The organism is Pseudomonas helvetica (assembly GCF_039908645.1).
GTDB classification, from domain to species: Bacteria; Pseudomonadota; Gammaproteobacteria; order Pseudomonadales; family Pseudomonadaceae; genus Aquipseudomonas; species Aquipseudomonas helvetica.
The window spans coordinates 1-25,737 of record NZ_CP150917.1 but is presented as its reverse complement, the minus strand read 5'-3'; the positions used below and the strand labels follow the sequence as shown (position 1 = coordinate 25,737).

23 protein-coding genes are annotated in these 25,737 nt (G+C 59.3%); 10 read left to right on the top strand and 13 right to left on the bottom strand.

Annotation, left to right across the window (positions count from 1 at the left end; all coding sequences use genetic code 11):
* Positions 1-101: 101 nt before the first annotated feature.
* The 3 genes from AABM55_RS00115 to AABM55_RS00105 form a co-directional block, all read right to left on the bottom strand.
* Positions 102-659, bottom strand: a complete 558-nt coding sequence (locus AABM55_RS00115; protein WP_054594896.1) for an L-threonylcarbamoyladenylate synthase — start codon at positions 657-659, stop codon at positions 102-104.
* A 51-nt stretch (positions 660-710) separates the two neighbouring features.
* On the bottom strand, positions 711-1,814 hold the full coding sequence (gene dprA, locus AABM55_RS00110; RefSeq protein ID WP_103314874.1) for a DNA-processing protein DprA: 1,104 nt from the start codon (positions 1,812-1,814) through the stop codon (positions 711-713).
* A gap of 80 nt (positions 1,815-1,894) precedes the next feature.
* On the bottom strand, positions 1,895-2,920 hold the full coding sequence (locus AABM55_RS00105; RefSeq protein ID WP_054594894.1) for a LysM peptidoglycan-binding domain-containing protein: 1,026 nt from the start codon (positions 2,918-2,920) through the stop codon (positions 1,895-1,897).
* Between the two features lie 170 nt (positions 2,921-3,090).
* Between AABM55_RS00105 and def the strand changes: the two genes are divergently transcribed.
* The 5 genes from def (at position 3,091) to AABM55_RS00080 (ending at position 7,820) form a co-directional block, all read left to right on the top strand.
* The gene (gene def / locus AABM55_RS00100; protein ID WP_054594893.1) at positions 3,091-3,597 is read left to right on the top strand and encodes a peptide deformylase; all 507 of its coding nucleotides are present in this window, start codon (positions 3,091-3,093) and stop codon (positions 3,595-3,597) included.
* Between the two features lie 66 nt (positions 3,598-3,663).
* Positions 3,664-4,623, top strand: a complete 960-nt coding sequence (gene fmt / locus AABM55_RS00095; protein WP_347928505.1) for a methionyl-tRNA formyltransferase — start codon at positions 3,664-3,666, stop codon at positions 4,621-4,623.
* The gene (gene rsmB, locus AABM55_RS00090; RefSeq protein ID WP_347928504.1) at positions 4,620-5,930 is read left to right on the top strand and encodes a 16S rRNA (cytosine(967)-C(5))-methyltransferase RsmB; all 1,311 of its coding nucleotides are present in this window, start codon (positions 4,620-4,622) and stop codon (positions 5,928-5,930) included. Before fmt ends, rsmB begins: the two co-directional genes overlap by 4 nt.
* A gap of 23 nt (positions 5,931-5,953) precedes the next feature.
* Positions 5,954-7,327, top strand: coding sequence for a Trk system potassium transporter TrkA (trkA, locus tag AABM55_RS00085; protein ID WP_054594890.1), 1,374 nt, complete (start codon positions 5,954-5,956; stop codon positions 7,325-7,327).
* Between the two features lie 178 nt (positions 7,328-7,505).
* Positions 7,506-7,820 (top strand): tetratricopeptide repeat protein, encoded by a 315-nt coding sequence (locus tag AABM55_RS00080; RefSeq protein ID WP_054594889.1) that lies wholly within the window; start codon positions 7,506-7,508, stop codon positions 7,818-7,820.
* 16 nt (positions 7,821-7,836) lie between these two features.
* Here the strand turns inward: AABM55_RS00080 and AABM55_RS00075 are convergent, their stop codons facing one another.
* The 3 genes from AABM55_RS00075 to tag all read right to left on the bottom strand — a co-directional run bounded on the left by AABM55_RS00075 (position 7,837) and on the right by tag (position 9,650).
* Positions 7,837-8,076, bottom strand: coding sequence for a PilZ domain-containing protein (locus AABM55_RS00075; RefSeq protein WP_054594888.1), 240 nt, complete (start codon positions 8,074-8,076; stop codon positions 7,837-7,839).
* A 71-nt stretch (positions 8,077-8,147) separates the two neighbouring features.
* The gene (locus tag AABM55_RS00070; protein ID WP_054594887.1) at positions 8,148-9,035 is read right to left on the bottom strand and encodes a lysophospholipid acyltransferase; all 888 of its coding nucleotides are present in this window, start codon (positions 9,033-9,035) and stop codon (positions 8,148-8,150) included.
* A 51-nt stretch (positions 9,036-9,086) separates the two neighbouring features.
* The gene (tag, locus tag AABM55_RS00065) at positions 9,087-9,650 is read right to left on the bottom strand and encodes a DNA-3-methyladenine glycosylase I (RefSeq protein ID WP_019694421.1); all 564 of its coding nucleotides are present in this window, start codon (positions 9,648-9,650) and stop codon (positions 9,087-9,089) included.
* A gap of 81 nt (positions 9,651-9,731) precedes the next feature.
* Between tag and glyQ the strand changes: the two genes are divergently transcribed.
* The 4 genes from glyQ to AABM55_RS00045 all read left to right on the top strand — a co-directional run bounded on the left by glyQ (position 9,732) and on the right by AABM55_RS00045 (position 14,132).
* Positions 9,732-10,685 carry a glycine--tRNA ligase subunit alpha gene (glyQ, locus tag AABM55_RS00060; RefSeq protein ID WP_031319418.1) on the top strand — a complete coding sequence of 318 codons (954 nt, stop codon included), beginning with the start codon at positions 9,732-9,734 and terminating at the stop codon, positions 10,683-10,685.
* The gene (gene glyS / locus AABM55_RS00055; protein WP_054594886.1) at positions 10,682-12,736 is read left to right on the top strand and encodes a glycine--tRNA ligase subunit beta; all 2,055 of its coding nucleotides are present in this window, start codon (positions 10,682-10,684) and stop codon (positions 12,734-12,736) included. Before glyQ ends, glyS begins: the two co-directional genes overlap by 4 nt.
* 4 nt (positions 12,737-12,740) lie before the next feature.
* Positions 12,741-13,280: a D-glycero-beta-D-manno-heptose 1,7-bisphosphate 7-phosphatase gene (gmhB, locus tag AABM55_RS00050; RefSeq protein ID WP_185019802.1), complete on the top strand. Its 540-nt coding sequence runs from the start codon at positions 12,741-12,743 to the stop codon at positions 13,278-13,280.
* Between the two features lie 81 nt (positions 13,281-13,361).
* On the top strand, positions 13,362-14,132 hold the full coding sequence (locus AABM55_RS00045) for a lysophospholipid acyltransferase family protein (RefSeq protein WP_347928503.1): 771 nt from the start codon (positions 13,362-13,364) through the stop codon (positions 14,130-14,132).
* 371 nt (positions 14,133-14,503) lie between these two features.
* On the opposite strand, the gene AABM55_RS00040 is transcribed toward AABM55_RS00045, so the two are convergent.
* The 3 genes from AABM55_RS00040 to AABM55_RS00030 form a co-directional block, all read right to left on the bottom strand.
* On the bottom strand, positions 14,504-16,810 hold the full coding sequence (locus tag AABM55_RS00040) for a CHASE2 domain-containing protein (protein ID WP_347930097.1): 2,307 nt from the start codon (positions 16,808-16,810) through the stop codon (positions 14,504-14,506).
* Between the two features lie 18 nt (positions 16,811-16,828).
* Positions 16,829-17,821: a FecR domain-containing protein gene (locus AABM55_RS00035; protein ID WP_347928502.1), complete on the bottom strand. Its 993-nt coding sequence runs from the start codon at positions 17,819-17,821 to the stop codon at positions 16,829-16,831.
* Positions 17,822-18,259: 438 nt separating this feature from the next.
* Positions 18,260-18,436: a hypothetical protein gene (locus AABM55_RS00030; protein WP_347928501.1), complete on the bottom strand. Its 177-nt coding sequence runs from the start codon at positions 18,434-18,436 to the stop codon at positions 18,260-18,262.
* A gap of 295 nt (positions 18,437-18,731) precedes the next feature.
* On the opposite strand from AABM55_RS00030, the gene AABM55_RS00025 reads away from it, so the two are divergent.
* Positions 18,732-19,451: a response regulator transcription factor gene (locus tag AABM55_RS00025; RefSeq protein ID WP_103314866.1), complete on the top strand. Its 720-nt coding sequence runs from the start codon at positions 18,732-18,734 to the stop codon at positions 19,449-19,451.
* A gap of 79 nt (positions 19,452-19,530) precedes the next feature.
* Here the strand turns inward: AABM55_RS00025 and gyrB are convergent, their stop codons facing one another.
* From gyrB to dnaA, 4 genes are read right to left on the bottom strand one after another with little or no spacing between them, the layout of a single operon-like run.
* Positions 19,531-21,948, bottom strand: a complete 2,418-nt coding sequence (gene gyrB / locus AABM55_RS00020; RefSeq protein ID WP_347928500.1) for a DNA topoisomerase (ATP-hydrolyzing) subunit B — start codon at positions 21,946-21,948, stop codon at positions 19,531-19,533.
* Positions 21,949-21,952: 4 nt separating this feature from the next.
* Positions 21,953-23,056: a DNA replication/repair protein RecF gene (gene recF, locus AABM55_RS00015; protein WP_054594865.1), complete on the bottom strand. Its 1,104-nt coding sequence runs from the start codon at positions 23,054-23,056 to the stop codon at positions 21,953-21,955.
* A 20-nt stretch (positions 23,057-23,076) separates the two neighbouring features.
* Positions 23,077-24,180 (bottom strand): DNA polymerase III subunit beta, encoded by a 1,104-nt coding sequence (dnaN, locus tag AABM55_RS00010; RefSeq protein ID WP_044460382.1) that lies wholly within the window; start codon positions 24,178-24,180, stop codon positions 23,077-23,079.
* A gap of 39 nt (positions 24,181-24,219) precedes the next feature.
* The gene (dnaA, locus tag AABM55_RS00005; protein ID WP_103314864.1) at positions 24,220-25,737 is read right to left on the bottom strand and encodes a chromosomal replication initiator protein DnaA; all 1,518 of its coding nucleotides are present in this window, start codon (positions 25,735-25,737) and stop codon (positions 24,220-24,222) included.

Sequence of the window (25,737 nt, the reverse complement as noted above, 5' to 3'; positions counted from 1 at the left end):
TGTCCCAAAATCTGCCAATGCAGTAAATCAGGCATATGACCCACGCCTGATTTACCGGCGCTACGCGCCCGAACGGGGACAAGCTCCCTCGCCACAAGGTCTCAGGCCGGGCGCACCACATTGCCGGTCGCCAGATCGCGAATCAGGCTCGGGTTTTTCCGTCCGCCCAGATTCCCGCCCAGCACCAGATCGATTTGCCCGCGGAAATACTGCTCGACGCGAATTCGCGAACGCGCTGCCGGCCGGCCTTGCGGGTTGGCAGAAGTCGACACCAGTGGTCCGACCAACGCACACAAATCCCGCACCTGCGGGTGATCGCTAACCCGCAACGCCACGGTCTCATGCACTCCGGTGATCCATTGCGGCAGCATGTTTTGATGGGGCACCAGCCAGGTGTTCGGCCCCGGCCAGGTGCTGGCCATGCGATCCATCCACAGTTCCGGGAAATCTTCGAACAGGAAGTCGAACTGGCGAATGTTGTCGGCAACCAGGATCAGGCCCTTTTCCACCGAACGGCCCTTGATCGCCAGCAAGCGATACACCGCCTCTTCATCCCACGGATCGCAACCCAGGCCCCAGACCGCTTCGGTTGGATAGGCAATCACCGCCCCTGCGCGAATCGCTTGTGCGGCTTGTTGCACACGCCAACTGTTGACCATTACCGACTCTCCAAAATAAGGCTGTGCGCAGTTTACCGATCTTTCATGAACCTAGCTTACGCGCGCAAACCAGCGTCCGCCTTCGCTCACCGCCCGTCCCTCCATTTCAAGCTCCGTCAGCGCCGCCAATACCTTCGGCAACGCCCATCCCGCCGCGTCGGCCAGGGCCTCGCTGGTATGCGGGGCGGCGAATAGCAGGCACAGCAACGGATGATCGACGGGCGCCGCAGTGTCTGTGGATAACGGCAGATTCTGCCAACCGCGCAGGCCTTCAAGGATATGTTCGATAGTCTCCACCAACACCGCGCCGTCACGTATCAACTGGTGGCAACCACGAGCCCCGGGGTGATGGATCGATCCTGGAATGGCATACACCTCGCGCCCCTGTTCTGCCGCCAGCCGTGCGGTAATCAGCGAGCCGCTGGCGACACTGGCCTCGACCACCAGCACGCCGAGGGATAAACCGCTGATGATCCGATTGCGCCGCGGGAAGTTGCTGGCCTGCGGTCCGGCGTCCAGCGGGAACTCGGAAACCACCGCACTGCCTTGTGCAATCATCGCGTCGGCAATCCGCCGATTGCGCTGTGGATAAAAATTTTCCAGGCCGGTGCCGAGCACTCCGACGGTCTGCCCTCCGACGTCCAGCGCGGCTTGATGCGCTGCCGCATCGATTCCCAATGCCAAGCCGCTGGTGATGACAAAACCGGCGCCTGCCAGGCTGCGGGAAAACGCCGTGGCGGTGTCCATCCCCGGCCTTGATGCGCGTCGGCTGCCGACCATCGCCAGCTGCGGTTTTTCCAGAATGCCCGGATCGCCCGCGACAAATAACAGCGGTGGCGGGTCACTGATTTCTGCCAACAGAGCCGGGTAGCCCGGCTGGTCAACCATCAGTAAATACTGGCCTTCACGCTCTAGCCAGGCTAATGCGTGGTAGGCGCCATCACGAATAAGCGGGCTACGCCGAGCGTCGGCGCACGCCGCTGGCAACCCCAACGCACGCCAGGCAGAGGCTGGTGCGCTGATGGCTTTTGAGGCCGAGCCAAAAGCTTCGAGCAGCTTTTGAAAACGTCGAGGGCCGAGCTCCGGAAGACGATGCAAACGCAAACGCGCTTCCAGTTCCGCCGGTGAAACCTGCGTAGGTGCGAACAGCGGCATAAGATCATCCTTGATCGTTATTGGTCGTGTTGAATCAGCAACAAGCTGTGGATAAGTCTGTTGGTAACTTGTTGAGTCTTTTACGGATTACGCACCTTGTCCATCACCGCGAGGGAGCGCGAAGCGTTGAGCACCAAGCCATAGCTGAGCTTTTCGTAGGTGCGGAAGATCATCAGCAAACCGGCGCGTTCATCCGGTATTTTCACCTGTTCGCCGGTGACCCGGTCACGTACGGTTTCACCGGTTTTCATCACCACCAGCACGTTGCCTTCGGCCAAGCCGTCGCGCTGGCCCTTGTTCAAAGTGACCACATCGAGCGCACCGATCTGCGTAACACCACGTGGCACGTCGATGATCAAGCCGTGAATATCGGTTTTCGGTGCGCTGGGCATGAAGGTTGAGTTGATCGCCCGTTCTTCGCCGCTGAACAAGCGGTCGCCGAGTCGAACCTCTTGAGTGGTGCGTTGCAAGGCGAGAGTGGCGACATCGCCTTCAGTGGCGATGATCTCGCCGCCGCCGATATCGTCGGCGTTGATCCCCAGAAACTCTTTGCTTTGCGGGTCGCTGTAGACCTTGCCCTGACGGAAAATGCCGTACACCGAATGCTCCGGGTCGAACTTGCCGCGTGCGTAGATGCGATCGCCCATACCGCTGAGTACCCGTTCGGCGTCGCCGGCAACGATGTACGGTGCCTTGTTGAAGTCTTCGACGTTGTCGATGATGCGGTTGCTCAACAGGAAACTGTTGATCGAGCGCAGCGGAATACTCGGAATGGCGTCGGCCATCGGCGTGCTGCGCACTTGTGGCGAAAGCTTGATAGTGCCGCGTGAAGCCCCGCGATTGAGGGTCAGGCGCGGTTGCCCGTTGATATAGACCAGTGACAGCGAGTCACCGGGATAGATCAGGTTGGGGTTTTCGATTTGCGGGTTGGCCTGCCAGAGTTCGGGCCATTTCCAGGGTTCGCGGAGGTATTTCCCGGAGATGTCCCAAAGTGTGTCGCCCGCCACCACGGTGTAATGCTGTGGAAAACCTTCCTTGAGTTGCACTTGTCCGTGTGCGAAACCGGCCGAGGCCAGAAGCAGCAAGGCGAGTAGTGATTTCCTCATGCGGTGAATCCCTTTATTATGTGCATTCGAGTAGAACGCCAGAGCCCTCGTGGCCCGCTCCCCCTTTCTAATGAAAAGAAGGGAGCTACGTTTTACAACGGTAGCCTGCATCTTCGGACCCGCCAGGCCATCGGCCCAGACTTTACTTCACACGTGCAGCAATTACGCTTATGGCTATTTTGAACATCCTCGAATTTCCCGACCCGCGCCTGCGTACTATCGCCAAACCGGTGGCCGTAGTGGACGACGAAGTGCGGCAGTTGGTCGATGACATGTTTGAAACAATGTATGAAGCACCCGGCATCGGCCTCGCGGCGACCCAGGTCAACGTGCACAAACGCATCGTGGTCATGGACCTTTCCGAAGACCGCAGCGAACCTCGGGTGTTCATCAACCCCGAGTTCGAAGTCCTGACCGACGAAATGGGTCAGTACCAGGAAGGCTGCCTTTCGGTACCGGGCTTCTACGAAAACGTCGACCGTCCGCAACGCGTGAAGATCAACGCCCTGGACCGTGACGGCCAGCCTTTTGAACTGATCGCCGAAGAACTGCTGGCGGTGTGCATTCAGCACGAATGCGACCACCTCAACGGCAAATTGTTCGTCGATTACCTGTCCACGCTCAAACGCGACCGGATCAAGAAGAAGCTGGAAAAGCTCCATCGCCAGAACGCTTGATGCCCTTCCAAAGGCTTGCTGCGGCAAGCCTTTTTCTTTTCCGCGTGTTTCCAACCGAGAATTCCCATGACTGAGCCACTGCGCATCGTCTTTGCCGGCACCCCCGAATTTGCCGCCGAACACCTCAAGGCCCTGCTCGACAGCCCTTATGAGATCGTTGCGGTCTACACCCAACCGGATCGCCCGGCGGGTCGTGGGCAAAAGCTGATGCCGAGCCTGGTCAAGCAGTTGGCTCTGGAGCACAACATCCAGGTGCTGCAGCCACCAACCCTGCGCAACGCCGAGGCCCAGGCCGAACTGGCCGCACTCAAGCCGGACCTGATGGTCGTCGTTGCCTACGGCCTGATCCTGCCGCAAGTGGTGCTGGATATTCCGCGTCTGGGTTGCATCAACAGCCACGCCTCGTTGCTGCCACGCTGGCGCGGTGCGGCGCCGATCCAGCGCGCCGTCGAAGCGGGCGACGCTGAAAGCGGCGTGACCGTGATGCGCATGGAAGCTGGCCTCGACACCGGGCCGATGCTGCTCAAGGTCACCACGCCGATCAGTGCTGATGACACCGGTGGCAGCCTGCATGACCGTCTCGCCGAAATGGGCCCGCCAGCCGTGGTTCAGGCAATTGCCGGGCTGGCCGCCGGTACGCTGGAAGGCGAAATCCAGGACGACAGCCTGGCTACTTATGCACACAAACTGAACAAAGACGAAGCGCGCATCGACTGGAACCGCCCAGCGGTTGAGCTGGAGCGTCTGGTTCGCGCGTTCAATCCGTGGCCGATCTGCCACAGCACGCTCAATGGCGAAGCCTTGAAAGTACTCGCTGCCAGCCTCGCCGAAGGCAAGGGCGCACCGGGCGAGATCCTCGGCGCCAGCAAAGACGGCTTGATCGTCGCCTGCGGTGAACAGGCGCTGTGCCTGACGCGCCTGCAATTGCCTGGCGGCAAGGCGCTGAACTTCAGCGACTTGTTCAACAGCCGTCGTGAGAAATTTGCCGTGGGCACCGTCTTAGGCCTTGCGGTGGACGCCCAATGAACCCGCGTCTGGCCGCCGCCAAGGCCCTGGCCGCCGTCCTTAACGGCAAGGCTTCGCTGAACAGTTCGTTGCCGACGCAACTGGACAAGGTCGAAGACCGCGATCGCGGCTTCACCCAGGACCTAGCCTTCGGCACCGCACGCTGGCAGCCGCGCTTGTCGGCGCTGGCGGCCAAGCTGCTGCAAAAACCTTTCAAAGCCGCTGACGCCGATGTCGAAGCGCTGTTGCTGGTCGGCCTTTACCAGTTGTTGTACACCCGTGTCCCGGCCCACGCCGCCATCGGTGAAACCGTGGGCTGCGCCGACAAGCTGAAAAAACCGTGGGCCAAAGCCCTGCTCAACGCCGTGCTGCGCCGTGCCCAACGTGAAAGCGAAACACTGCTGGCCGAGCTTGAGCACGATCCGGTGGTGCGCACCGCCCACCCGCGCTGGCTGCAAAAATCCCTCAAGGCGTTCTGGCCAGAACAGTGGGAAGCCATTTGCGCCGCGAACAACGCGCATCCACCCATGATTTTGCGGGTCAACCGTCGTCATCACACTCGCGATGCCTACCTCGCCTTGCTGAGTGATGCCGGTGTCGCGGCCAAGCCGTGCGTGTTCAGTCGGGACGGCATCGTGCTCGACACGCCAGGCGATGTGCGCCAACTGCCGGGTTTCGCCGATGGCTGGATCAGCGTGCAAGACGAAGCCGCGCAACTGGCGGCGGATCTGCTGGACCTGGCGCCGGGCCAACGGGTGCTCGACGCCTGCTGCGCACCGGGCGGCAAGACCTGCCACATCCTTGAAGTCGAGCCGAAACTGGCCGGCGTAGTGGCCGTGGACCTGGAAGCCAAGCGTCTGGTGCGTGTGCGGGAAAACCTTGAGCGGCTGGGCCTCAGCGCCGAATTGATCGCCGCCGACGGCCGCGACACTCAGGCGTGGTGGGACGGCAAGCCGTTCCAGCGCATCCTGCTCGACGCGCCCTGCTCGGCGACCGGCGTGATTCGCCGCCACCCGGACATCAAACTGACCCGCCAGCCGGATGACATCACTGCGCTCGCGGTGCTTCAGGGTGAACTGCTCGACGCGATGTGGCCGACCCTCGACGTCGGCGGCATCCTGCTGTACGCCACTTGCTCGACCTTGCCGACCGAAAACACCGAAGTCATCGAAGCCTTCCTCGCCCGAACTCCGGGTGCTCGCGAGCTGGATATCGCCAGCCAGGCCGGTATCAAGCAACCGCATGGCCGCCAGTTGCTGGCACAAGAGGGCGGTCACGACGGGTTCTACTACGCCAAGCTGATCAAGATTGCCGCCGCGCGCGGTTAAGCGGATTTCAAAGGAGTGACCGGATGAAGATCATCATCCTCGGCGCCGGGCAGGTCGGCGGTACGCTGGCGGAACATTTGGCCAGCGAAGCGAATGACATCACCGTGGTCGATACCGACGGCGAACGCCTGCGAGACCTCGGTGACCGCCTCGACATCCGCACTGTGCAAGGTCGCGGCTCGTTCCCAACGGTGCTGCGCCAGGCCGGTGCCGACGACGCCGACATGCTGGTGGCGGTGACCAACAGCGACGAGACCAACATGGTCGCCTGCCAGGTCGCGCACACCCTGTTCCATACGCCGACCAAGATCGCCCGGGTGCGCGAAGCCGCGTACCTGACCCGCGCCGGCCTGTTCGACAACGACGCGATCCCGGTCGACGTGCTGATCAGCCCCGAACAAGTAGTGACCCATTACATCAAGCGCCTGATCGAGCACCCCGGTGCATTGCAGGTGATAGATTTTGCCGAGGGCAAGGCCCAACTGGTGGCGGTCAAGGCCTACTACGGCGGACCGTTGGTGGGGCAGCAACTGCGCCAGTTGCGCGAACACATGCCGAACGTCGATACCCGCGTGGCAGCGATTTTCCGTCGTGATCGACCGATCCTGCCGCAAGGCGATACGGTGATCGAAGCCGACGACGAAGTGTTTTTTATCGCGGCCAAAGCGAACATTCGCGCCGTGATGAGCGAAATGCGCCGGCTCGACGAGAGCTACAAACGCATCGTCATCGCCGGTGGCGGGCAGATCGGCGAGCGGCTGGCCGAGGCGATTGAAAGCCGCTATCAGGTGAAGATCATCGAGATGAACCCGGCGCGCTGCCGCTACCTCTCGGATACCCTCGACAGCACCGTGGTGTTGCAGGGCAGCGCCTCGGACCGCGATCTACTGCTGGAAGAGAATATCGCCGACGCCGATCTGTTCCTGGCGCTGACCAACGACGACGAAGCCAACATCATGTCGTCGCTGTTGGCCAAACGCCTGGGCGCGAAGAAGGTGATGACCATCATCAACAACCCGGCCTATGTCGACCTGATCCAGGGCGGTGATATCGATATCGCCATCAGCCCGCAACTGGCGACTATCGGTACTTTGCTGGCCCACGTGCGCCGGGGCGATATCGTCAGCGTGCACTCGCTGCGTCGCGGTGCGGCAGAAGCCATCGAGGCGATTGCCCATGGTGACGCGAAGTCGAGCAAGGTGATCGGCAAGGCCATCGAAAACATCGTCCTGCCGCCGGGGACTACTATTGGTGCAATCATTCGCGATGAAGAAGTGTTGATCGCCCACGACGACACCGTGATCGAAGCCGGCGACCATGTGATTCTGTTCCTTGTGGATAAAAAGCATATTCGTGATGTGGAGAAGTTGTTCCACGTGGGGTTGAGCTTTTTCTGATCTGTGCGCAATTGTGGCGAGGGAGCTTGCTCCCGCTCGGCTGCGCAGCAGTCGCAAAATCTGCAACTATGTTCTTTCAGGCACATCGAGTCAGCTGAGTTGCGACCGCTTCGCGCTCGAGCGGGAGCAAGCTCCCTCGCCACGAAAGCCATTCGACACCCATTCAAGGAGCCCATAGATGATCGAATCCCTCGAAAAAATGCTCGCCAAGGGTGTGGATAACTCGCTGCTGCGCTTCGGCCTGGGCAAGGGTTATCTGGATCTGGGCGAACATGCCAAGGCCGCCGAGCATTTCAGCCGCTGCGTGGCATTCGATCCGAAGTACTCGGCAGCCTGGAAGCTGTTGGGCAAGGCTTATTTGGCACAGGCAAACCATGCAGCCGCCCGTCAGGCCTGGGAGCAGGGTCTGGAAGCAGCTCGCGCGCATGGCGACAAGCAGGCAGAAAAGGAAATGACGGTGTTTCTGAAGAAGCTTGACCGGTTGGACAGCTGATCAAAAAACGCTCAACTCAAAGGTAACGCAGGCCGATGCCTTCCGCGTCGACCTGCACCACTTCCATGCGCACTCGCGGCGCACCGCACGGCAACCCCTGCACCTGACCATAGACGACCGCGCCTTTGGCCAACGCCGCGAGCGTCGGATGCTTCACGTAGACGCCGCTGGCGGAAAGGTTGCGAGTCTGGCCCAGGCACTCGCCGAAGCTCTCATGCTGGATCTTGATTCGAAATGACTTACGGTGTTCGGACATCTTCTGCGCCCTTGATTGAACGGTTGTGGATAACCCCAGCCCAAGGTTATCCACAGATCATGCCAGCTGGATCAATACCAGCGTGCTTCGCCCGGCGGGCGTTTCTTGAAGCGCTTCATGCTCCACATGTATTGGCTCGGGTAAGCCCGCACATATTTCTCGACGATCTGGCTCATGGCTGCGCAGGACGTCTCGGTATCGGTGCTGTACATAGCCTCGGGCGCGGCTTCCAGGATCACTTTGTAGCCTGAACCGTCCGGCAGGCGCAGGGCGTGCAGGAAGACGCCGACCGCTTTGCCGCCCGCGAGCATGTTCGGCACGAACTTGCTGGTCAAAGCCTTGGTGGCGAAGAAGGGCACGAAGATCCCGGCGGATTCGGCCGGTTCCGGGTCAGCCGGAATCCCCACTGCACCACCTTTGCGCACTTCCTTGATGACACTGAGGATGCCTTCCTTGGTGGACGCTGCCACGCGGTTGCCCAACTGCACCCGTTGCTTGCGCAGCAATTCATCCACCGCCTTGAGCTTGGGCGGACGGTAGAAAATGATCGGTTTGCACTGGCTGCAATAGAAGTGGTTCAACACCTCCCAATTGCCCAGATGGCTGGTGATGCCGACCACGCCTTTGCCGGAAGCCAGCGCGTCCTTGAGCACATCGAGGCCTTCGACTTCACGCACCAGATCGATGGAACGCTGGGCCGGCCAGATCCAGGCGCAGGCGCTTTCGGTCAATGATTTGCCGATGTCCATCAGGCTCTGTCCCACCAGACGCTCGCGCTCGGCGGCGTCCATGTCCGGGAAACACTTGGCGAGGTTGATGCGCACCACGTCGCGGGAACGGTTGGGGGTTTTCCACATGACCCAGCCAATCGCCGCACCTACCGTTTGCACCGCCCGCCACGGGAGCAGGGCAAACAAACGCAGAGCGCCTACCAGCAAGGCGCCTTTAAACTTATCCACAGGTCACTCCTGATCTTCTGAACCGACGTCATGAACCTTGTCGCGAGCCGGCTATTCTAACCGCCCACTGCGCAAGATGGCGTAACGATCACAATCGGTGGTGTGATCCATGACCATGCCCGAGGCCTGCATCAAGGCATAGCAGATGGTCGGGCCGACAAACGTGAAGCCGGCTTTTTTCAGACCTTTGCTCATCTCCACGGCGGCCGGCGTCACGGCCGGCACTTCGCTGCGATCCTTGAAATGATTGATCTTCGGGACGCCGCCGACAAACGACCAAAGCAGCTCCACCGGGTCCTCCAGCGCCATCCAGGCCTGGGCATTGCGCCGTGCGGCATTGAGTTTCAGGCGGTTGCGAATGATCCCCGGATCAAGCATCAAATCGTCTATTTCGGCGTCGCTCATCTGCGCCACCCGTTGTACATCGAAGCCGAACAACACCTCACGGTAGCGCTCGCGCTTCCTCAGCACGGTGATCCAAGACAGGCCGGCCTGGAACCCTTCGAGCAAAAGCAACTCGAACAAGCGCTGCGCATCGCGTAGCGGTACGCCCCACTCCTGATCGTGATAAGCCATGTACAGCGGATCTTCGGAACACCAAAAGCAGCGTGGCATAAGGCTCCAGGGGGCGTGCGGACGAATGAATCGGGTATACTCCCGCTCTTTAAATCGCAGCCCAAGAAACAGGTGAATTTCGTGAGCCAGCCTACGCCAGCCGTGCGTACCTTCCAAGACTTGATCCTCGCCCTCCAGCAATACTGGGCCGAGCAAGGTTGTGTGGTACTTCAGCCCTACGATATGGAAGTAGGCGCCGGCACTTTCCATACCGCCACGTTCCTGCGCGCCATCGGCCCGGAAACCTGGAACGCCGCTTATGTGCAGCCCAGTCGTCGCCCGACTGACGGCCGCTACGGCGAAAACCCGAACCGTCTGCAGCACTACTACCAGTTCCAGGTAGTCCTGAAGCCGAACCCGGACAACTTCCAGGAACTGTACCTGGGCTCCCTCAAGCACGTGGGCCTGGACCCATTGGTGCACGACATCCGTTTCGTCGAAGACAACTGGGAATCGCCGACCCTCGGTGCCTGGGGCCTGGGCTGGGAAGTCTGGCTCAACGGCATGGAAGTGACGCAGTTCACCTACTTCCAGGCGGCGGGTGGCATCGAGTGCTACCCGGTGACCGGCGAGATCACCTACGGCCTCGAGCGTCTGGCCATGTACCTGCAAGGCGTGGACTCGGTCTACGACCTGGTCTGGGCTGACGGTCCGTTCGGCAAAGTGACCTACGGCGATGTGTTCCACCAGAACGAAGTGGAGCAGTCGACCTACAACTTCGAACACGCCAACGTCGAGAAGCTGTTCGAACTGTTCGATTTCTACGAAAGCGAAGCCAAGCGCCTGATCGAACTCGATCAACCGCTGCCGCTGCCAAGCTACGAAATGGTCCTGAAGGCCTCGCACACCTTCAACCTGCTGGATGCACGCCGGGCGATCTCGGTGACTGCGCGTCAGCAATACATTCTGCGTGTTCGCACCCTGGCGCGTTCCGTTGCGCAAGCCTACCTGCTGGCTCGCGCCAAGCTGGGCTTCCCGATGGCGACCCCGGATTTGCGTGATGAAGTGTTGGCTAAGCTGGAGGCTGCACAATGAGTGCTCAAGATTTCCTGGTTGAACTGGGCACCGAAGAGCTGCCACCCAAAGCCCTGAACACCCTGGCCGATGCGTTCCTCGCCGGTATCGAGAAGGGCCTGCTGGCCGCTGGCCTGGGCTTTGAAGCCAAGCAGGTCTACGCCGCACCGCGTCGTCTGGCCGTGCTGATCACCAAACTGGCCACTCAACAGCCGGATCGCAGCATCAACCTCGACGGCCCGCCACGCCAGGCCGCGTTCGACGCCGAAGGCAATCCGACCCAGGCTGCCCTGGGCTTCGCCAAGAAGTGCGGCGTAGAGCTGAGCGAAATCGATCAAAGCGGGCCGAAGCTGCGTTACAGCCAAAGCATCGCCGGCAAGCCGACCGTCAGCCTGTTGCCGACCATCGTCGAAGACTCGCTGAACGACCTGCCTATCCCCAAGCGCATGCGTTGGGGTGCTCGCAAGGAAGAATTCGTTCGCCCAACCCAATGGCTGGTGATGCTGCTTGGTGATCAGGTGATCGACTGCACCATCCTCGCCCAGAAGGCCGGTCGCGATTCCCGTGGTCACCGCTTCCATCACCCGGAAAGCGTGCGCATCACCTCGCCAGCCAACTACCTGAACGACCTGCGCGCAGCCTACGTACTGGCCGATGCCAATGAGCGCCGCGAGCTGATCAGCACGCGTACCGCCGAACTGGCCACTCGTCAGGAAGGGACCGCGATCGTTCCGCCAGACCTGCTCGATGAAGTGACCGCGCTGGTGGAATGGCCAGTGCCGCTGGTGTGCTCGTTCGAGGAGCGCTTCCTCGATGTGCCGCAAGAAGCCCTGATCACCACCATGCAGGACAACCAGAAGTACTTCTGCTTGCTGGATGCCGACGGCAAGTTGCTGCCACGTTTCATTACCGTGGCCAACATCGAGAGCAAAGACCCGCAGCAGATCATCGACGGTAACGAGAAAGTGGTTCGCCCACGCCTGACCGACGCCGAATTCTTCTTCAAGCAAGACAAGAAGCAGAAACTCGAAGACTTCAACCTGCGCCTGCAAAACGTGGTCTTCCAGGAAAAACTCGGCAGCGTCTACGACAAGGCCGAGCGCGTGTCCAAACTGGCCGCATTCATCGCTCAACGCATTGGCGGCAACGCCTCGTGGGCGGCGCGCGCAGGCCTGCTGTCGAAGTGCGACCTGGCAACCGAGATGGTCGGTGAGTTCCCGGAGATGCAAGGTGTCGCCGGTTACTACTACGCCCTCAACGATGGCGAGCCGGAAGATGTCGCACTGGCGCTGAACGAGCAGTACATGCCGCGCGGTGCCGGCGCTGAACTGCCGACCACCCTGACCGGTGCGGCCGTGGCCATCGCCGACAAGCTCGATACCCTGGTCGGGATCTTCGGTGTCGGCATGCTGCCAACCGGTAGCAAAGACCCGTATGCACTGCGCCGTGCTGCGCTGGGCGTGTTGCGGATCCTGATCGACAAGAAGCTCGACCTCGACCTGACCGACGCCGTGGCCTTCGCCGTGAATGCGTTCGGCAGCAAGGTCAAGGCTGCCGGCCTGGCTGATTCGGTGCTGGAGTTCGTCTTCGACCGTCTGCGTGCCCGTTACGAAGACGAAGGCGTGGATGTGGCCACTTACCTGTCGGTTCGTGCCCTGAAACCGGGTTCGGCGCTGGACTTCGATCAGCGCGTACAAGCGGTGGAAGCGTTCCGCAAATTGCCGGAAGCCGCTGCACTGGCTGCGGTGAACAAGCGCGTATCGAACCTGCTGAGCAAAATCGAAGGCAGCGTGCCAAGCACCGTTGAAGCCAAGTACTTCGACAACGCCGCCGAATTCTCCCTGTACTCGGCGATCCAGCAAGCGGATCAAGCGGTGCAGCCAATGGCTGCAGCCCGTCAGTACAGCGAATCGCTGGCACGTCTGGCCGCGTTGCGCGAGCCGGTCGATGCGTTCTTCGAAGCCGTGATGGTCAACGCGGAAGACGCCAAGGTCCGCGCCAACCGTTATGCGTTGCTGGCACGTTTGCGCGGTCTGTTCCTCGGCGTTGCCGACATCTCGTTGCTGGGCTGAGGAGCTGCTGTTGAAACTGCTGATTCTCGATCGGGACGGAGTGATCAATTACGACTCCGACGCTTACATCAAGTCGGTGGAAGAGTGGATTCCGCTCCCGGGCTCGATCGAAGCCATCGCGCAGTTGAGCAAGGCCGGCTGGACGGTAGCTGTCGCTACCAACCAGTCCGGCATTGCTCGCGGCTACTACGATGTCGCCACCCTCGACGCCATGCACGAGCGCTTGCGCACGTTGGTGGAAGAGCAGGGCGGCGAGCTCGGCCTCATCGTCTATTGCCCACATGGGCCGGACGAAGGCTGCGATTGTCGTAAGCCAAAACCCGGCATGCTTAAAACCATTGCCGCACATTACGACGTGGCGCTGACTGACCTATGGTTCGTCGGCGACAGTCTCGGTGACCTGGAGGCGGCAAAAGCCGTCGACTGTCAGCCAGTTTTGGTAAAAACCGGTAAAGGCGAAAAGACGCAGAGCAAGACCCTTCCGGTAGGCACCTTGATTTTTGACGATCTGGCGGCGATTGCCGCAGAACTTATCCACAACTAGGCTCTTCTGACATCCTGATCAAGGACTGTTCGGGAAGCACTTTTAACAGGCGGGCACAGTCCCGCAACGGTAAACGCGGCCATGTCGATCTTGCAGGCAATCAGAACCTTTCTTTTTTACCTGCTGCTGGGCACCAGCTCGTTGCTCTGGTGCAGCCTGAGCTTTTTTATCGCGCCTTTTTTACCGTTCAAGGCGCGCTACCGTTTCATCAACGTCTACTGGTGCCGCTGCGCGCTGTGGCTGAGCAAGGTGTTCCTGGACATTGACTACGAAGTCAAAGGCGCCGAGAACATCCCCGACCAGCCGTGTGTGATTCTCTCGAACCACCAGAGCACCTGGGAAACGTTCTTTCTGTCGGCCTACTTCGAGCCATTGAGCCAGGTGCTCAAGCGCGAACTGCTGTATGTGCCGTTCTTTGGTTGGGCGATGGCCATGCTGCGACCAATCGCCATTGACCGCGACAACCCGAAAGCCGCGCTCAAGCATGTGGCGAAGAAGGGCGATGAACTGCTCAAGGACAATGTCTGGGTGCTGATCTTCCCGGAAGGCACCCGCGTTCCGTTCGGCACCGTCGGCAAGTTCTCCCGTGGAGGCACGGCGTTGGCGGTCAATGCGCAGTTGCCTGTGCTGCCAATCGCGCATAACGCCGGCAAGTTCTGGCCGAAAACCGGTTGGCTGAAAACACCCGGCACCATCACCGTTGTCATCGGTGCACCGATGTATGCCGAAGGCACTGGCCCAAGGGCGATTGCCGAGCTCAACGACCGCGCTGCGGCCTGGAACGAGCAGACCCAGCGGGACATGGGTTCGCTACCGCCACTGCCTGCTGCGGCGGATAAAGAGACTGTCTGACGTTCTGTGGATAACCTGTGTACCGTTTTGTTGAAAAGCGTCTTATTTGTTAGCTAAATTTATGATTTATATAGATATTTCTTAAGCTCATAAAACGCAGAAAAACGTGCATAAGTTTTCGCGACGCAAAAAAAACCGGCTATTTGCGCCGGTTTTTTTATGCCTGTTTCAACCCCCGGTTATCACGCGATCCGTAGCAGCTGCCGAGGCTGCGTTCGGCTCGGTCCGCGCTCGGGCGGAGCAGTCGTAAAATCAGGTAACGCATTCTTTCAGGTAAACCGCATACACAGGATTTGCGAGGACTTCGCCCGATCGCGGTCCGCCTCGAACGCAGCCTCGCAGGCTCGACAGCTGCTACGGAGGGGAATGCTTCACTCCTCCAGCAACGGCAGTTGAACGCAGAACGTCGTACCTTGCCCAATCTGGCTTTCACAGAAAATCCGTCCCCCGTGGCGATCCACCACGGCCTTGACCATCGACAACCCCAGGCCCAGCCCCTCACTGCCTTGAGACGAAGCAAAGCGCCGGTACTGGCTGAACAGTTCCGGTAGTTCTTCGGCTGCAATACCTTTGCCCTGGTCGGCGATCTCGCAGGTCAACCAGCCCTGTGCACAACTGACCCGCACGCTGACTTGCGAACCTGCCGGGCTGTATTTGATGGCGTTTTCCAACAGGTTGAACAGCGCCCGGGTCAGCAACGACTGATCGGCCAGGACCATGCCTTCCGCTTCTTCATCCAGATCATGCAACAGCTCGATCTGCTTGAGTTGCGCGATACTCATCGCCTGATCAAACGCGTCAAGCACCAGCATCGCGAACATGCTCGGTTCGAACTGGTACGCCTCGGACTCGGCTTTGGCCAGTTGCACAAAAGCCTCGGTCAGGCTCAAGGCCTTGCGTACCTGCAACTCGATCTGGCTGAACAACTGCGCGTCACCCGTGCCTTGGTGATGCTGGACGTCGAGCAAGGCCAGAATCGCTGAATGAGGGGCGCGCAGGTCATGGGAAAGAAACCGCAGCAGCACCGCGCGCTGTTCCTCGGCATCGCGCTCGACGCTCAGATCCGTCAGGCTAAGCAACCAGCCAATCGCCGTTCCGCCTTCAGCCGGCAGCAATGGCGCCAGGTCCATACGCAAACTTCGCCCTTGGGTATCGCGAAACTCGTTGGTCTCAAGCGTCGACAACACAGGACTTCCCTGCTCGAGCAGCCCCGGATAACCAATCTCCGAGAGCCGTCGCAGCAGGTCTTCGCCGACCAGATCGCTGGCAAACAGCCCCCGCGCATTGCGGTTGGCCAGCAGGATCCGTCCGTTCGGATCGCTGATCAGCGTCGCCACCGGCAGGTATTCCAGACCGTCGGCGATGAAGCGTCGGGTATCGCGCGTCCGGCTCATCGCCTGTTCCAGCGCGACGATCTGCCCCTGCAATACATCGCCGGCCGGTGACGGCGTGCGGCGGCGCTCTGGAAACACTTTCGGTTCGCTATCAAGCCGTGCCAGTTCCCAGCCGAAGTAAGCGAGCACTGCGCTCAAGCGTCGCCAGTTCCAGATCAAATACCCCAGCAGCATCCCCAGCAAACTGGCGCTGGGCGACCACCACCAACCGGCTCGGAGCAACAGCGCCGAGGCGACTAATGCCATCACCATGCAGCCCAGGGTCAACCACAAGGCACGCCGTGGACGGAACAGCAGCAAGGCCAGCAGCAACGCGACGATGGCCGTCGACAACCCGACCGCCCAGCCATCGGCGAGTACCACGATGCTGCGCTGTTGCAGCAGTCCGTTGAGGATGTTGGCTTGAATCTCGATGCCCGGCGTGGTGCCAATGCTCGCTGATTGCGGTGTTACATAGCGGTCGCCCAACCCCGGCGCCGTAGAGCCAATCAGGATCAGGCGATCACGCAGCAGCTCGGGTGGCACTTCACCCCGCAGCACGCTCACGTAAGGAACGCTGGGAAAACCTGCATTTGCGCTGATAAAGGGAATTCGAATGCCGTTGGTTCGTTGCCAGCCTTGAACCGTTAATGCCAACGGCGAGCCGGGCAGGGTATCCGAACCTTCAGTGGTCGTCTCATAAAGCAGCCAGGCCAGTTGCGCCCTTGGATTACGCTCGGGGCCTTCGCGCAGGTACACGCTGCGTACGATGCCATCAGCGTCCGCCTCGGCGTTGATATGCCCGATACCTTTGGCACAGAGCCTCAACGGCGCCACGGGTTCGATTTCACCCAGCGGCAACCCATAACGGGCAACCCCTTCGCGCAGCAAAGGCACGAACACGTTGCCAGCCTGGCATGCGGCGTGTGCCAGGCGCAGGTCGTTGTCGGGAAGCTTGTCTGGCTCGCTAAAGATCACGTCAAACAGCACACCCTTGACCTTTGCAGCGCTGAGCCGATCCAGCAGGTCGGCGTGCAAGGTTCGCGACCAGGGCCACTGACCGAGTTGCTGCAAGCTGTAATCGTCGATGGTGACGATAAGGATTCGCGGGTCAACCGGAAGCGGACTCAGCCGACGCAGGTTGTCGTACAGCAGATTGCTCAGCGTCAGCCCATGGTTCAAGGACAGCAGCGCCGTCAATGGCAGCAGGATCAGGCTGACCCACAGCCATTCACGGACCATCCGATGAAACAGCCGCTGGGCCTGGGTCGGCTCGCGACCTTCCTTCCTTGGCCAGGGTTTCATCGACAATGGGCCGAGTCGTTATTGGACACGCGTGGTCCTGGGGTAATAGAAGATGTCATATACCCCGGTCTCTCCCTCAAGCCCCTGCTCGTCATACGCAGAGAGTCGAACATGGTAGAAAAACGCCTTCAATCCACTGAAGTCGATCTCTGGCGTGCTGGAAAACTGTTCCTGCTTGATGTTCAGGAAGTCTATGTCGGTCGCCACTTGCGCGCGGTAGCGCGTGGCCCCGTTCAAGGGTTTCATGATCAACTGCCAGACCGGTGCAGGGCCGGTTTGACCGGTCTGCCCCAACAACTGCGGTGCTGGCAACAGCTCGCTCGGCGTCAGCTTGCCTTCCTTCTGAATGCGTAACCCCTGGCGAGCCATGACCTGCACTTCATCTACCGGTTTTTCGGCTTTTTTCGCGAGTGGTTTGCCTGTGCGTTTTTTCGCTGGCGCATCAAGGTTTTCACCACGATCGACCGCCACCTGGCCATTCAGCACTTCGATCAGCGATTGCCCATTGTCGTTGTTTCGCACTCGAAAGTGGGTGCCTCGGACCCCAAGCACGCCGACCGGCGTCACAATCTGAAAACGATCATAGTCGCTGGCGCGCTTGATCACATACGACTCGACCTGACCTTGCTCAAGAATCACCTGAGGGACAAGGAGTTCTTCGTTTAATCGCAACGTGACCTGCGAACTGGACGGCAGAACGATACGTGATCCATCACCCAGCGACAGGCTGACGAACGCCGAAGGGGAGGTCTTCACGCCTTCCTGCTCGTCAACCGTCATCCCTTCTTCGAGCGCCACCTGATTGCCCTTGCGGTCGAGCTTCCAGGCTTCGCCCGTCAGGTGTTCGACAGTGGCGGGCAGGGGTTGTCCACGGCATTGCTGGTTGTCATCGATATACGGCAAGCGCTTTGAGCTGAAGAACGCTGCGGATGCGCTCTGGGTCAATGGACTCACCAGGCCAATGACCAGTAACAGGCAGGTGCCCAGGTGGCGACAATGCAAAGAAGTCATTTGGCTCATTGGATTCGCTTTTCAGGCTTTTATTAGAATCTGGCCGATCATCTGATTCATCAGCCTTACGCACCTTACCCGACAGGGCTCTGCGGCAGATAGCCCACGTCTATGCATAACGTCCACATCCATTACAAAAGCAGTCGCGGATATCCATAAAGGCAAACAAATCGAAGAGGGGAGGAGGTGACACATCCGTGTGTCGGAACCGAGTCAGTATCAATCCGGTTTTACAATGTGAGACGGCACTCCTTTTTTTCCCCTGAACTGCAGACCGCAAGCGAACCGGCGATCGGCGGTCCCGCCAGGTTGGCGATGACACTCCCTGTGTCGGAGCACTTCCGAATGCTCCTGTGCCACTCAACGCTTGAGAATTTACCGACCCCGACGTTCGATGAGGCAATTCTCCACATTTGTTCAGAATTGCCCGAGTCCGCGTTAGAACACCCAGCGCTGCTGCTCTTCAGGAAGCCGCAGTGGCAACGGTTGCTCGCCGTCCGCAGGAGTGTTCACCGGTGCAAAGCCCCGTGAGTCACTGAACGCCACATTCACCACCGCTGGACTGAAATAGCGCTGTGTCACATGTTCATTCGGTGCTTCGCTGCTTGAACTCACAGCTTGCGAAGCAACTCCTACATAAGCCAAAAATGCCAATGACAGGCAGCGTGTCAGCGCCTTGTCCCTGGTCACCTTCACGATCAGTGTACGAACATTCCGACTGTTCCTCATCGCTGCGTCCTCGAGTCTTCGAGCTGATATCTGCCGATTGCCGGCCAATTGATATCAGCCTACCCAGACGCAAGGAACCTGGAGCAATTCACCACAATTGTTCAGATTCAAACAATCAGCCTAAACTCCGCACATAGGATTTTTTACCCATCGCACTCTACGAGATGAAGGAACGCCCCGCATGCGTGTCGCAATACTGGATGACGAACCCGCCGAGCTACGCCGGGTGGAACAGACACTGCGACAGATTCCCGGAGCCGGAGAGCAAGCGTGGACCTTGCACAGCTTCGAGCGCGGCGAAGACCTGCTACGCCAGCTTCGGCGCGAGACGTTCGACCTGTTGATACTCGACTGGCAGCTGCCTGATATCAGCGGTCTATCGCTGCTGCGCTGGACCCGCGAACATATGGAGGCACCTCCCGCCGCGATCATGCTCACCAGCCGCGATGCGGAGAGTGACATCGTCCAGGCCTTGAACGCCGGCGCCGATGATTACGTCAGCAAGCCGTTCCGTCCCAATGAGCTCCAGGCCCGTGTCAGTGCCGTACTGCGCCGACACGGCTTGCAGCGCAATGCTGCCAGCGAAGTGCTGAGTTTCAACGATCTGAACTTCGATGACGCCGAACTGACGGTGACCCGCGCTGGAAAACCCATCAGCCTGACCGAACGGGAATACCGTCTGGCCCGCTGCCTGTTTGCCAACCTGGGCCGGCCGCTGTCGCGGGAATATCTCTACGAGCGTTTCTGGACCCATGAAGAGATGGTGTCTTCACGGCCACTGGATACGCACATCTACCGCCTGCGCAACAAGCTGGGGCTGACGGCCGATCGGGGTTGGCAGTTGCTGACGATCTATGGATATGGGTATCGGCTGGAAAGCGTCGCGGCTGCGAGCGAGTAAAATCTCCAGCCGTTTCTTGTGAACAAAAAAAGGCCAACGCTGAGCGTTGGCCTTTTTTATTACTGCAGGTCGTACCAGATCAGAAGTCCAGGTTAGAGACTGCCAACGCGTTGCTTTCGATGAAGTCTCGGCGTGGTTCGACCGCATCACCCATCAGGGTGTTGAAGATCTGGTCCGCGCCAATGGCGTCTTCGATGGTCACTTTGAGCATCCGGCGCGAGCCTGGGTCCATGGTGGTTTCCCACAACTGATCCGGGTTCATCTCACCCAGACCTTTGTATCGCTGGATGGTGTGACGCTTGGTGCTTTCGGCCATCAACCATTCAAGAGCTTCCTTGAACTCAGTGACGGCTTTCTTGCGCTCGCCGCGCTGAATGTAAGCGCCTTCGTCCAGCAAGGTGCTCAACTGAGCGCCCAGGGAGACGACGGTCTTGTAGTCGTTGCTGCCGAAGAAGTCGCGGTTGAAGGTGACGTAGTTCGACAGGCCGTGGGAGATCAGTTCGACCTCTGGCAGCCAGACGTTACGTTCACGGTCTTCACGCAGGCTGGCTTTGTAGACCAGGCCGGATTTCTCGACGGTGCGCAGGCGAACTTCGTACTGGGCCAACCAGTTCTGCATCGCTGCGTGATCGGACAGTTGGTCCATGCTCACCGCTGGCAGGTAGATGAAGTGCTCGGTCAGCTCCTGCGGGTACAGGCGCGACAGACGCTTGAGGGTCTTCATTACCAGACGGAAGTCATTCACCAGACGCTCGAGGGCTTCGCCGGAGATACCCGGTGCTTCCTCGTTCAAGTGCAGGCTCGCATCTTCCAGGGCCGACTGCGTCATGTACTCTTCCATGGCGTCGTCGTCTTTGATGTATTGCTCTTGCTTGCCTTTCTTCACTTTGTACAACGGCGGCTGAGCGATATAGATGTAGCCACGCTCGATCAACTCCGGCAACTGACGGAAGAAGAAGGTCAGCAGCAGGGTACGGATGTGCGAACCGTCGACGTCAGCATCGGTCATGATGATGATGTTGTGATAACGCAGCTTGTCGATGTTGTACTCATCACGGCCGATGCCGCAGCCCAGCGCGGTGATCAAGGTGCCGACTTCTTGCGAAGAGATCATCTTGTCGAAACGAGCCTTCTCGACGTTCAGGATCTTGCCCTTGAGGGGCAGAATCGCCTGGGTCTTGCGGTTACGTCCCTGCTTGGCGGAGCCGCCAGCAGAGTCACCTTCCACGAGGTACAGTTCGGACAGGGCAGGGTCTTTTTCCTGGCAGTCCGCCAGTTTGCCCGGCAGGCCGGCGATATCCAGCGCGCCTTTACGACGGGTCATCTCGCGAGCTTTACGCGCTGCTTCACGAGCACGGGCCGCATCGATCATCTTGCCGACAACCAGCTTGGCTTCGTTCGGGTTTTCCAGCAGGAAGTCGGAGAAGTATTTGCCCATTTCCTGTTCGACCGCGGTCTTCACTTCGGAAGAAACCAGCTTGTCTTTGGTCTGGGAGCTGAACTTGGGATCCGGCACCTTGACCGAAATGATCGCGGTCAGGCCTTCACGGGCATCGTCACCGGTGGTGGCGACTTTGTGCTTCTTCGCCAAGCCTTCTGCTTCGATGTAGGTGTTCAGGTTACGCGTCAGTGCCGAACGGAAACCCACCAGGTGAGTGCCGCCATCGCGCTGGGGAATGTTGTTGGTGAAGCACAACAGGTTCTCGTTGAAGCTGTCGTTCCACTGCAAGGCGATTTCCACGCCGATGCCGTCTTCACGCTGGACGTTGAAGTGGAACACCTGGTTGACCGGAGTCTTGTTGGTGTTCAGGTATTCAACGAATGCACGCAGGCCGCCTTCGTACTTGAACAGCTCTTCCTTGCCGCTGCGCTCGTCCTTGAGGACGATGCCGACACCGGAGTTGAGGAAGGACAGTTCACGAATCCGCTTGGCCAGAATGTCCCAGCTGAAGTGGATGTTCTTGAAGGTTTCAGCCGAAGGCTTGAAGTGGATCTGCGTACCGGTAGATCCGCTTTCACCAACGATTTTCATCGGCTCTTTCGGAACACCGTGGACGTAAGTCTGTTCCCAGATTTTGCCGCTGCGGCGAACGGTCAGGATCAACTCTTCGGACAGGGCGTTTACAACCGACACACCTACACCGTGCAGACCGCCGGATACTTTGTAGGAGTTGTCATCGAATTTACCGCCGGCGTGCAGCACGGTCATGATGACCTCGGCCGCCGATACGCCTTCTTCTTTATGCACGTCTACCGGGATGCCACGACCGTTGTCGCGCACGGTGATGGATTCGTCCGGGTGGATGATGATACTGATGTCGTCGCAATGACCAGCCAAAGCTTCGTCGATCGAGTTATCGACCACCTCGAACACCATGTGGTGCAGACCGCTGCCATCGTCGGTGTCACCAATGTACATACCGGGACGTTTGCGTACGGCATCCAGGCCTTTCAGCACTTTAATGCTCGTTGAGTCGTACGTATTTTCTTCGCTCATGCCTTCACTCCCGATGGTCGTGGGTCTGGGTGATACGGCCCTGTTCCACGTGGAACAGGGCGACTGGCGTTTCCGTCTGCCAGCCTTCCCTCAATAATTCATGATCTACACAGGTGATAAAAACCTGGCAGCGTAAGTCTTCCAGCAAACGGCAAAGCGCGCGGCGGTGCTGCTCATCCAGCTCGGACGGCAAGTCATCCACCAGATAAATACATTGGCCGCGCCGGGCCTGGCTGACCAAATGCCCTTGGGCAATCCGCAATGCACAAACCACCAACTTCTGCTGACCACGAGACAAGATGTCCGCGGCATTGTGTGCGCCCAATCGAAGGCGCAAATCAGCGCGTTGTGGTCCGGCCTGGGTATGCCCCATTTGCTGATCCCGGTGAACGGACGCGGCGAGCACTGCACTCAGCTCTCGCTCTTTGTCCCAACCCCGGTAATAGCTAAGCGTTAAGCCCTCGAGTTCGACGAGTTCGCTCAAGGTCTGTTCAAAGACTGGTTTCAAGGCTTTGATATAAGCGCGGCGGTATTCATCAATTTCAGCGCTGGCCTGGCACAATTCTCTGTCCCAAACCGCTTGCGAAACGGCGTCAAGTGTACCATGCCGCAGCCAAGAGTTTCTCTGGCGCAGGGCCTTCTGCAAGCGCTGCCAGGTGGACATGAAACGTGGTTCCACGTGGAACACGCCCCAATCGAGAAACTGTCGGCGAATTTTCGGTGCGCCTTCCAACAGGCGGAAGCTGTCGGGGTTGATCAATTGCAGCGGCAGGATTTCTGCCAGTTGCGCAGCACTGCGGGCGTTCTGCCCGTCGATGCGAATCTGGAACTCCCCTTGGCGGTCCCGGGATATCCCCAGCGCGCTGTGTCCACCTTCGGCCAATTCGACCTGGCCAAACACCGTGCACGCTAACTGCTCGTACTGGATGACTGGTAAAAGGCGGCTGCTACGAAACGAACGGGCGAGCCCCAGCAGATGGATGGCTTCCAGAACACTGGTTTTGCCGCTGCCGTTGGCGCCGTACAGGATATTGATGCGGGGGGAGGGGGAGAAGGTCACCGGGTGCAGATTGCGCACCGCGGTGACCGAGACACGACTGAGGGACATCTAGCGTCTGCTGAACATGTTTACAGGCGCATCGGCATGACAACGTAAGCCGAGTCGTCGTTGTCGGACTCTTGCACCAGCGCACTGCTGTTGGAGTCAGACAGGATCAAACGCACTTGCTCAGTAGTCATCACGCCCAGCACGTCGAGCAGATAGCTCACGTTGAAGCCGATTTCCAGCGAGCCCCCGTTGTACTCAACGCCAACCTCTTCTTCCGCCTCTTCCTGTTCCGGGTTGTTCGCCTGGATCTTCAGCTGACCGTTGGCCAGTTGCAGGCGAATGCCGCGGTACTTCTCGTTGGACAGAATCGCGGTACGGCTGAACGCTTCACGCAGTGCCTGACGATCGCCCAATACCAGCTTGTCGCCACCTTTGGGCAGAACGCGCTCGTAATCAGGGAATTTGCCGTCGACCAGTTTCGAGGTAAAGGTGAACTCGCCGGTGGTGGCGCGAATATGGTGCTGGCCCAGAACGATGCTGACATTGCCATCCGGCTCGGTCAGCAAGCGCGCCAGTTCCAGAATACCTTTACGTGGAACGATCACCTGGTGACGATCCGGCTGGCCGATGTCAGCCTGCATCGAGCACATGGCCAGACGGTGACCGTCGGTGGCCACGGCGCGGATGATGCCCGCCGAGACTTCCAGCAACATGCCGTTAAGGTAGTAGCGAACGTCCTGCTGAGCCATGGCGAAACTGGTACGTTCGATCAAACGACGCAGTTTGCTCTGCTCCAGACTGCAGGTCAGCGAGCCCGGGCCTTCTTCCACTGTCGGGAAATCGTTGGCTGGCAACGTCGACAGGGTAAAGCGGCTACGGCCGGCTTTCACGACGAGTTTCTGCTCATCGACCTTGATGTCGATCAGCGCGTCGTTCGGCAGGCTCTTGCAGATGTCCATCAGCTTACGCGCCGGGACAGTGATTTCGCCTGGCTCGGCCGGTTCTTCGAGTTGCACACGACCGACCAGCTCGACTTCCAGGTCGGTACCGGTCAGCGACAACTGCTGGCCTTCGACAACCAGCAGCACGTTGGAAAGCACCGGCAAGGTCTGTCGGCGCTCGACGACGCCTGCGACCAGTTGCAGGGGTTTCAACAGGGCTTCGCGTTGAATGGTGAAATGCATGGTCTAGTCCCTTGCCTTAATTAGCTGCGCTGGTGTTCATCAAGTGGTCAGTGTACGCAGCAGGTTCTTGTAGTCCTCGCGGATGTCCGCGTCGGATTCCTTAAGTTCGTTGATCTTGCGGCATGCGTGCAAAACCGTGGTGTGGTCGCGACCGCCAAATACGTCGCCGATTTCCGGCAAACTGTGGTTGGTCAGTTCCTTGGACAGCGCCATGGCCACTTGCCGTGGACGTGCGACCGAACGCGAACGGCGCTTGGACAGCAAATCCGAAATCTTGATCTTGTAGTACTCAGCGACCGTGCGCTGAATGTTATCCACAGAGACCAGTTTGTCCTGAAGCGCCAACAGGTCCTTCAAGGATTCGCGAATCAACTCGATGGTGATATCGCGGCCCATGAAGTGCGAGTGGGCGATTACGCGTTTGAGCGCGCCTTCGAGTTCACGGACGTTGGAACGAATACGCTGGGCGATAAAGAACGCAGCATCGTGCGGCAGGTCGACTTTGGCCTGGTCGGCTTTCTTCATCAGAATCGCGACGCGGGTTTCCAGCTCCGGCGGCTCGACGGCGACCGTCAGGCCCCAGCCGAAGCGCGACTTCAAGCGCTCTTCAAGGCCTTCGATTTCTTTCGGATAACGGTCACTGGTGAGGATGACCTGTTGGCCACCTTCAAGCAGGGCGTTGAACGTGTGGAAGAACTCTTCCTGGGAACGTTCCTTGCGGGCGAAAAACTGAATGTCATCGATAAGCAGCGCATCGACCGAACGGTAGAAGCGCTTGAACTCGTTGATAGCATTCAGCTGCAACGCCTTGACCATGTCGGCCACGAAGCGCTCGGAATGCAGGTACACGACCTTGGCATTCGGGTTCTTCTTTAATAGGTGGTTACCCACAGCGTGCATCAAGTGGGTTTTACCCAAGCCAACGCCGCCATACAGGAACAGCGGGTTGTAACCGTGCTTGGGATTGTCCGCGACCTGCCAGGCTGCCGCACGGGCCAGTTGGTTGGACTTACCTTCGACAAAGTTCTCGAAGGTAAAGGTGCGGTTCAGGTAACTGGTGTGCTTGAGCGCGCCTTCGACCTGCACGGTGCGTTGTTCTGCACGTACAGGGGCCTGTTGCGAGCTGGCGCCGGCCATTGGGTCGAAGCTGTCGCGAGACGGTTCTTCGCTGACCTCGGCGGTTTTTTGTGTTGCTCGCTTGGTTGACGTGGCAGGTGCAGGTGCACTGACGGGTGCAGGTGCAGCCGCGGCCTGGGCTTGAGACGCCGCTGCGGCCAACGGTGCATTCGGCGCAGCACGAGGTGCTGAACTGCGTTTGCTGCCTATTAATAAGGAAAGCGCCGGCGCCATGCCATTGCCGTGCTCATCCAGCAGCTCGAGCACGCGGCTCAGGTACTTTTCGTTGACCCAGTCGAGAACAAAACGATTCGGTGCGTAGACACGCAACTCGTCGCCTTCGGCTTCGACCTGTAGTGGACGGATCCAAGTGTTGAATTGTTGGGCAGGCAGCTCATCGCGCAAAAGCTCCACGCACTGCTGCCAAAGTTCCACTGACAC